This is a genomic window from Bacteroides sp. MSK.20.82 (assembly GCF_019052485.1).
Taxonomy (GTDB): Bacteria; Bacteroidota; Bacteroidia; order Bacteroidales; family Bacteroidaceae; genus Bacteroides; species Bacteroides thetaiotaomicron.
The window spans coordinates 1-6,398 of the sequence record NZ_JAHQUN010000097.1 but is presented as its reverse complement, the minus strand read 5'-3'; the positions used below and the strand labels follow the sequence as shown (position 1 = coordinate 6,398).

Sequence of the window (6,398 nt, the reverse complement as noted above, 5' to 3'; positions counted from 1 at the left end):
TAGCGCACCTGCTTTGGGAGCAGGGGGTCGTGGGTTCGAATCCCGCTACCCCGACGAAAATTTCAAGTTAAGAAAAATTGAATGGTGTTGAGCTGATACAGTTTGTATCAGCTTTTTTCGTTTATGTAAATTAGACACAATTATACCCCGTTTTGGGGTAAATAAAGAGGGTATTTCTTTGAACTATCTTTGAACATGTTTCTCTATTTGCATCCGTTTAGGGGAAATTAAAGCAATCTCCTATCAAATTACCCCGATCCAAGCTGTTTAATGCAATTTTAAACATTTAAAAAACATTAAAACAGTATGGCAACATTTAAAGCGATCGTTTTCCAAACAGGAAGACATATAAAACAAGATGGAACATCCAATATAAAAATTAGAATCTATCATAATAGAGAATCTCAGTATATAGCCACCAGCTACTATATCCAACCCGGAAACATGGATGACTCCGGACGAATCCTGCCAAACGTAACAAACGGCGAAATGATAGAGTATGTGGGTCATACGGTTAGTTGCATTAGTTGTTTGATAATGTTGTCCGGTACTTTATTATGCAGGTCCATCATTGCGCTGGCTGTTTCCAGTTCTGAACGCTTCACATAATATTTCCCTCGTTCCTTATTATTTGCCGGATAAAATTTGATCCAGGCTTTTTCGCGCCATTCTGTAATCAGGCGTTTTCCGTATATATCTTCCGCTTGTGATATTGTTACTACTTCGGGGAGTAGTCCTAACATCGTCAACGTTTGAACTGTTCCGATCTTAATACATCGTGCTACCATCATTTCGAAGCAATTTTCCATAATCTCTAATAGGCTGTTTCTTTGTTTAACTTTTGAATGGTGTTGAGCTGATTTACTGAAACACATCTGCATCTCTATGCTATGCTGCCTGATTAATATTGATTTTAGAGTTTACTTGTTATTGAAATAGATTGTTTTTCCTAGCATACTAAAAGAACTCTGCCAAGGAATGGACATTTATACGCCTAAAGGCATTCCGTTTATGTGTACGTACAGTTTCCAATGAAATGCAATACTTATCTGCTATTGCATTTTCTTCCATCCCTTCATAAAATGATCGCATAACGCTTAACTCACGTTCCGAGAGTGTACTATTAAATTTTGGTTTACAGATTATTCCTTCATATTTGCATTCACCCTTTAACGGACATTTGACCTCCTCAAAGTGAAAGTTTCCCATCTGATCAATATCCATTGTTGAATCGAACTCACCAAAATTACATTTAAGAAAACGACGTACTATTGAAAATTCAAACCAAGGAATATTATACCGTCGGTCTGTATATTCCAATGATGCTTTCTCCAGTGCTTCTGGCCAAAATATTCCCATTCGAGTTATGATTTCGGAAATAAACTCCCGATTTGACTGTTCCAATTGACGCGTACCACATTCATCGATAATCATAACTTCACCTTTAGGAGTGAAATAAAATTCCATTCCAGTCATAATCATTCCTCCTTTCTTTCAGGAAATAAGGTTGCGACATCTGATTGTAAGATCTCAGCCACAATCTTTTTTTCAACCATACTGTTAGGTTGGGTATATCCATACATCCAGCAACGAACTGTATGACGATTACGTTGTGTCGCTTCTACAATAGCTGTAATAACATCTTCTTTAGGAGCTGATATGATAACTGGACGACGTTCTGCCTTTGGTAAGGCTGCAAAATACTCTGCGAGGGGTAATTTTTTGAGATTTGGGACAATATTATTGTCCGAACCATTTTTTTTGCTCATATTTGTAATGTTTTAAAGATTACGTTTTAAAATGTTTAATCGAAAGACACGGAGCTCTGAATCAAGTTTCTCAGGCCGGATGCAGGGCTTCCGTTTCTTTACTAAATGAAACTGTTATGAAAAATTTTATCAAGGTGATTGATGCCTATGATATTGAAAAGGTTATCAACATTGATTTTATCCAATCTTTATATAAAGATGAAGATTACACTATTATCCGATTCAGCAAAGATGATTGTATTTACGTCAAAGACTCTTATGAAGAACTAAGTCGTAAGCTTCTTAAATTGCCATCTGAAACAAAACCGTCTACACGTAAGACAGGACGAGGTTAAGAATCATCCTTTTTCTTGTACTTCTCCGGAAAGATGGCTTCTTTCTCTTCATCTGATAAGTAAGTAATATACTCTTTGATGAATAGATAGATTCTCTCGGCTGAAGCTGCTACTGCGTTAGATGAAGCGTAATAGGTTTCAGTATAGTGATCGTAAGAATCAAAGGTTTTACTAATAGTTGCTTGTTGCACACACCATTTACGTAGTTTAGTATCCTAGTGATTGTGAATTAGACGAATAATAGGTCTCCGAAATGTAATTCCTAATATTATAATGTATTAATGAACAAATAATATGTAGTTCCTTATAATATAAAAGGATATTATAGAATGACAAGAACGCCTCAATAAACTAAAACAAAACAACTTATAAAACTATAGTATTATGAAAAACATTTTATTCACACTTTTTGCTATTCTCATCTTAACTAGCTGCAGCAAAGATGAAGAAGATTGGACTGAACTTAACAGCAATAACATTATAGGTTATTGGTCGACAGGAATCGAAGGTACTCACAAATTATTAAGTTTCGATGAGGATGGTACTGGCTCTTTTGGAATTTACAGCAATGCTACTCCAATTTCCTTTCAAATGTTCGATTATAAAATCGAGGAAGGTAGAATCTATATTTATGATGTATATCCAGATGAAAAGACTCCATATTATTTAGATTGTAAGATATCAGGCACGACTCTTAAAGTCGAAACCGGAAGTGAAGCTGGAACCTATAAGAAGCAAAAATAAAAGAATTTAGGAGCCCAATTAATTGATTATATAACACAAAAAACAATATGATGAAAAAGTTTTTTTATTTAACTGCAATACTAACCATAGTTTTGGTTTCATGTAATTCAGAAAAGAAGTATAAAGAAAAACTCTCTAATGCTGCTTCCATGATTGAGAAAGAAGCTAATTTAAGTGAAGCTATAGTTCTTACCTATTGTGATACTTGGAGAAAAGTAATTTATGATCATGAATACAATGGGGAGTATTGCACCGATTTCAATGAAGCCTTAGCTAAGCTTAATGAGTTCATAATCACAACAGATACGTATAAAAGGTTAAAACAAAAGAGAGATTCAATCGAGACTATAATGCCACTACTAAATGATTATCCTTCAAATTGCAAGGATGCTTATAATGAGTTAGTATCAATATATGCGGATGCAGATGAATTATTCAGATTTGCAGATGATCCTAGAGGGTCTTTATCTACATACTCAACAAAAACGACAGACCTTTTTCAAAAGATAGAAAAGTCCATGAAAGAATTTAAAGTTAAGCATATACAAAACAAATAAATAAGGAGTCTAGTTAATTGATTGTGCTACTAAATACGAAATACAGAAATCTAAAATAAACTTTTATGGTAAAGATAAATATAACTGCGGAAACAAATGGATTTGTTTTGTTAGAACATGGAGAAGTTTTTATAAAGAACAACAATGATGTTTCTTTGAAATTAATCCCCAATGAGCAAGAAGTTCCCCTTATTATTAATATTGAATTTGCTAACAAAGGAGGACGTATAGCTTCTGTTGATAGAAATATAGTGAATGATAAACTGGTTTTCACTTGTAATAATTTTCAAAGTGAGCCAGGCAATTGGGGTGGAATAATTGAACCAATGCTGATTGCAGAAATGGATGATTGCAATCTCTATCTAAGCTTTTTAGTTTGGAACATTGATACTACAAACTATAATCGTCTTTTGAATTATTCATTTTGGCTAAAAAAGAAATAAAATGGACAGTAAGTTAAAAGTTACCTCCCAAGACGATATAATCTCAACGAGCGATGAAAATCTAGTAAAGACAAAAAACTCAGAAACCCCAATAAAGCTAAAAAGCCCAGAAACCTCAATAACCAATATTATTGGCAGTGGTGAAGATGCTAGGAATTCTATAATTTACCTAGTTCTAAAGTGGGCTTTCATAGCAGCAGCAGTAATTAGCACTTTAGTAATTATAAACAATTGGCTTTTTAGAGATTGTGAGAATAAAGTACCTGATATAACAAGTGACCTTAAAGTAATATGGGAGATAGTTACTCCTATTATAACATTGGCTTTGGGATATGCATTTGGCAAATCCGAGAAATAAATAAAATTGATTGTGTAACTAAAACATACGACATTATGAAAGATTATATTGTAAAATTTGAATTGAATGATACTACTTACGAATTACCTTTCTCTGCAGATGTAAATAGTAGTACAGTATTAAAACAATGCGCCGAGCAATGGGTTGAAGACTATGTAAACCAAACAATTAAATCAGGAATGGTACAATGGCGGATTTTAAGCGTGAGAGAAGATGAAAAATAAAATATCCATTTGGCTATCATCAATTGCCTTATTTTTCGCTTTACTGGCTGCAGGATTTACATTTTTTAGAACCACTCCGATGGAAGCTGATTGGCTAGGCATATTAGTCGGTATCCTTGCATTGTCTACTACTATATTGCTTGGATGGCAAATCATTAGTTATATAGGATTTAAAGATGAAGTTAAAAAGGAGATGGAAAAGACTAAAGCAGAACTCAAAGAAACAACGGATAACATAGATAATATGATTCAACAAAAGATAAATGAAACTCAAAATATTATCTACAAAAAGAATGAATTATATATACAAGGAAGCATAGCTTACTTAGAAGCTTATGCTAAAATTCTTAAAGACGACGCAACGTCTGACAATTACAGTTTCGCTTATGGAAGTTTAGTTAACTCTCTTAATTGTTATTGTAAATATGGTTGCGCCGCTGAAGTAAATATAGATAAGTGTTTATCGGCATTAAAACGTATAATTTCAGATTTCGACAATTTACAGAAACAAAGACATGGAGACAATCCTTTCAATCAATATATACAAAAGAATTTTTCTGATTTAGAATTCTCTAGAGATAATTTATTTGCAAAATTAAAAGCGGGAATTTTAGAGTCGAATAAGACCGGCATCCCTCAAAAATACATAGATGAATTCCTTGAAATTGAAGAAGAAAGAAAAAGAATAATAGAACAAAATAAATTAAGTATTGCCAAGTGGGAAACAAAAATGAAATTAGATAATCAAAACAAGAATAAAGCTCCTGATAATAAAGAATAAATATTATTGATTGAACAATTAAATAGTTTAAATATGTCTTTAATAGTAACTGCATATACACAGGAAGGTATTGTAATAGGTGCCGATAGTTGTATTACAACAAATTTCACACAAGAAGGAAAAGAACTATATAAACATAGCCATTGTGGGAATAAACTATTCTTGTTAAATAAGAAAATTGGAATATCAACTTGCGGTGATGCGATAATTAATGGTATTCTTCTAAGTTCTTTAATCGACCAATATATATGGTCTAAAAAAGAGGAAAATATAACTTTACTTCAAGTTGAAATTGATTTAAAAAATATAGTCAACAATCAAGCCAAAGGCAAAGAGTATTATGTTATATTTCATATATGCGGATATGAAAACGGGAAAAGATATGTTTCTAAATTTGACAATAACGATAAAGAAAGCCATATCAAAGATGTTTCTGAACGTGACGGCTGTATTTATGATGGGCAAGTAGATATTGTTGACCTGTTTTCGCAAGATGTGGCATATAGGGGAACAGATGGTTTATATTATGATATCAACATAGAAAGATGTAGGTATAACGAACTTTCATTGCAGGAAACAATTGAATATGTCTATTTTCTTATCAGTACGACTATTCAGCACATGAGATTTACCTATAAAAAGGATAATGTAGGATTCCCGATTGATATTCTTGTTATAATGCCAAACGAGTCGCTATGGTTGCAAAAGAAAGAACTACATATACCTGGCAATTATTGATTCATCCGACTGGTTTCACTGCGAGATTGCTCGCAACTGATCCGAAAATCATCTTTTTTTGATTTTTGGGATATACTAGTTTTCATTTGAAATAAAACACCAATATCTCCTTCTAAGGATAATCTAAGGAGTTCAATAGGGTTAAAAGTTGGAATTGCGTCATTGGAATAGCAATATTCAAAAAGAATTTCTCCATCCTTATTTTTGATGGAAACTTTTGTATTAGATGAAGACTGCTCTGAATAGATGTGAAGTTCTTGTAATAGCATAGTGTTTTATCTTAATATATAATATATCATTAGTGTCCCATTAAAATTGGGACGAATTAAAAATTAAACAACCTTGGCCCATTTGGTCCGAATCGTTCTTTGTCATTTTGAAATTTAGTTTTATTAAAGAGGTCTCTCAGATGAGTCTTATCAGTCAATGAGATGCTCAGTATTTGTAAC

Annotated in this window: 13 protein-coding genes and 1 pseudogene; 9 read left to right on the top strand and 5 right to left on the bottom strand. The window is 32.9% G+C overall.

All coding sequences use genetic code 11. The features are described from left to right. Positions 1-306 precede the first annotated feature (306 nt). Positions 307-609, top strand: coding sequence for an Arm DNA-binding domain-containing protein (locus KTR07_RS28575; protein ID WP_225011949.1), 303 nt, complete (start codon positions 307-309; stop codon positions 607-609). Here the strand turns inward: KTR07_RS28575 and KTR07_RS27620 are convergent. The 3 genes from KTR07_RS27620 to KTR07_RS27610 form a co-directional block, all read right to left on the bottom strand. Further along, positions 507-809 carry a hypothetical protein gene (locus tag KTR07_RS27620; protein WP_048696748.1) on the bottom strand — a complete coding sequence of 101 codons (303 nt, stop codon included), beginning with the start codon at positions 807-809 and terminating at the stop codon, positions 507-509. The genes KTR07_RS28575 and KTR07_RS27620 overlap by 103 nt on opposite strands. A 148-nt stretch (positions 810-957) precedes the next feature. Then, positions 958-1,476, bottom strand: coding sequence for a LuxR C-terminal-related transcriptional regulator (locus KTR07_RS27615; RefSeq protein WP_048696749.1), 519 nt, complete (start codon positions 1,474-1,476; stop codon positions 958-960). A gap of 2 nt (positions 1,477-1,478) precedes the next feature. Next, positions 1,479-1,769 carry a hypothetical protein gene (locus KTR07_RS27610; RefSeq protein WP_011107488.1) on the bottom strand — a complete coding sequence of 97 codons (291 nt, stop codon included), beginning with the start codon at positions 1,767-1,769 and terminating at the stop codon, positions 1,479-1,481. 116 nt (positions 1,770-1,885) lie between these two features. Here KTR07_RS27610 and KTR07_RS27605 point away from each other — a divergent pair, with 116 nt between their 5' ends. From KTR07_RS27605 to KTR07_RS27570, 8 genes are all read left to right on the top strand, one after another. Beyond that, positions 1,886-2,104, top strand: a complete 219-nt coding sequence (locus KTR07_RS27605) for a hypothetical protein (protein WP_011107487.1) — start codon at positions 1,886-1,888, stop codon at positions 2,102-2,104. A 384-nt stretch (positions 2,105-2,488) separates the two neighbouring features. Further along, positions 2,489-2,848, top strand: a complete 360-nt coding sequence (locus tag KTR07_RS27600) for a DUF5640 domain-containing protein (RefSeq protein ID WP_011107485.1) — start codon at positions 2,489-2,491, stop codon at positions 2,846-2,848. A gap of 47 nt (positions 2,849-2,895) precedes the next feature. Continuing rightward, positions 2,896-3,405, top strand: coding sequence for a hypothetical protein (locus tag KTR07_RS27595; RefSeq protein WP_224207172.1), 510 nt, complete (start codon positions 2,896-2,898; stop codon positions 3,403-3,405). A 65-nt stretch (positions 3,406-3,470) separates the two neighbouring features. Next, positions 3,471-3,848, top strand: a complete 378-nt coding sequence (locus tag KTR07_RS27590; protein WP_011107483.1) for a DUF6864 domain-containing function — start codon at positions 3,471-3,473, stop codon at positions 3,846-3,848. 1 nt (position 3,849) lies between these two features. Further along, positions 3,850-4,206, top strand: coding sequence for a hypothetical protein (locus tag KTR07_RS27585; protein ID WP_011107482.1), 357 nt, complete (start codon positions 3,850-3,852; stop codon positions 4,204-4,206). Between the two features lie 35 nt (positions 4,207-4,241). Then, on the top strand, positions 4,242-4,430 hold the full coding sequence (locus KTR07_RS27580; RefSeq protein WP_011107481.1) for a hypothetical protein: 189 nt from the start codon (positions 4,242-4,244) through the stop codon (positions 4,428-4,430). Then, positions 4,420-5,211, top strand: coding sequence for a hypothetical protein (locus KTR07_RS27575; protein ID WP_048696745.1), 792 nt, complete (start codon positions 4,420-4,422; stop codon positions 5,209-5,211). The genes KTR07_RS27580 and KTR07_RS27575 overlap by 11 nt, the downstream gene beginning before the upstream one ends. A gap of 33 nt (positions 5,212-5,244) precedes the next feature. After that, a complete protein-coding gene (locus tag KTR07_RS27570; protein WP_011107479.1) occupies positions 5,245-5,949 on the top strand; it encodes a hypothetical protein in 705 nt (234 codons plus the stop codon). Here the strand turns inward: KTR07_RS27570 and KTR07_RS27565 are convergent. Both KTR07_RS27565 and KTR07_RS27560 read right to left on the bottom strand, forming a co-directional pair. Next, entirely contained in the window at positions 5,943-6,218 is a 276-nt protein-coding gene (locus KTR07_RS27565; RefSeq protein ID WP_011107478.1) for a hypothetical protein, read from the bottom strand. The genes KTR07_RS27570 and KTR07_RS27565 overlap by 7 nt on opposite strands. Before the next feature lie 56 nt (positions 6,219-6,274). Beyond that, positions 6,275-6,398: pseudogene (locus tag KTR07_RS27560) on the bottom strand (IS4 family transposase); the annotation flags it as partial.

What these genes read in the sequence shown, in the direction of transcription:
- KTR07_RS27565 (WP_011107478.1), bottom strand. Translation starts at nt 6,218, where the DNA reads ATGCTATTACAAGAACTTCACATCTATTCAGAGCAGTCTTCATCTAAT.
- KTR07_RS27570 (WP_011107479.1), top strand. Translation starts at nt 5,245, where the DNA reads ATGTCTTTAATAGTAACTGCATATACACAGGAAGGTATTGTAATAGGT.
- KTR07_RS27620 (WP_048696748.1), bottom strand. Translation starts at nt 809, where the DNA reads ATGGAAAATTGCTTCGAAATGATGGTAGCACGATGTATTAAGATCGGA.
- KTR07_RS27610 (WP_011107488.1), bottom strand. Translation starts at nt 1,769, where the DNA reads ATGAGCAAAAAAAATGGTTCGGACAATAATATTGTCCCAAATCTCAAA.
- KTR07_RS27605 (WP_011107487.1), top strand. Translation starts at nt 1,886, where the DNA reads ATGAAAAATTTTATCAAGGTGATTGATGCCTATGATATTGAAAAGGTT.
- KTR07_RS27595 (WP_224207172.1), top strand. Translation starts at nt 2,896, where the DNA reads ATGATGAAAAAGTTTTTTTATTTAACTGCAATACTAACCATAGTTTTG.
- KTR07_RS27580 (WP_011107481.1), top strand. Translation starts at nt 4,242, where the DNA reads ATGAAAGATTATATTGTAAAATTTGAATTGAATGATACTACTTACGAA.
- KTR07_RS27575 (WP_048696745.1), top strand. Translation starts at nt 4,420, where the DNA reads ATGAAAAATAAAATATCCATTTGGCTATCATCAATTGCCTTATTTTTC.
- KTR07_RS27585 (WP_011107482.1), top strand. Translation starts at nt 3,850, where the DNA reads ATGGACAGTAAGTTAAAAGTTACCTCCCAAGACGATATAATCTCAACG.
- KTR07_RS28575 (WP_225011949.1), top strand. Translation starts at nt 307, where the DNA reads ATGGCAACATTTAAAGCGATCGTTTTCCAAACAGGAAGACATATAAAA.
- KTR07_RS27590 (WP_011107483.1), top strand. Translation starts at nt 3,471, where the DNA reads ATGGTAAAGATAAATATAACTGCGGAAACAAATGGATTTGTTTTGTTA.
- KTR07_RS27615 (WP_048696749.1), bottom strand. Translation starts at nt 1,476, where the DNA reads ATGACTGGAATGGAATTTTATTTCACTCCTAAAGGTGAAGTTATGATT.
- KTR07_RS27600 (WP_011107485.1), top strand. Translation starts at nt 2,489, where the DNA reads ATGAAAAACATTTTATTCACACTTTTTGCTATTCTCATCTTAACTAGC.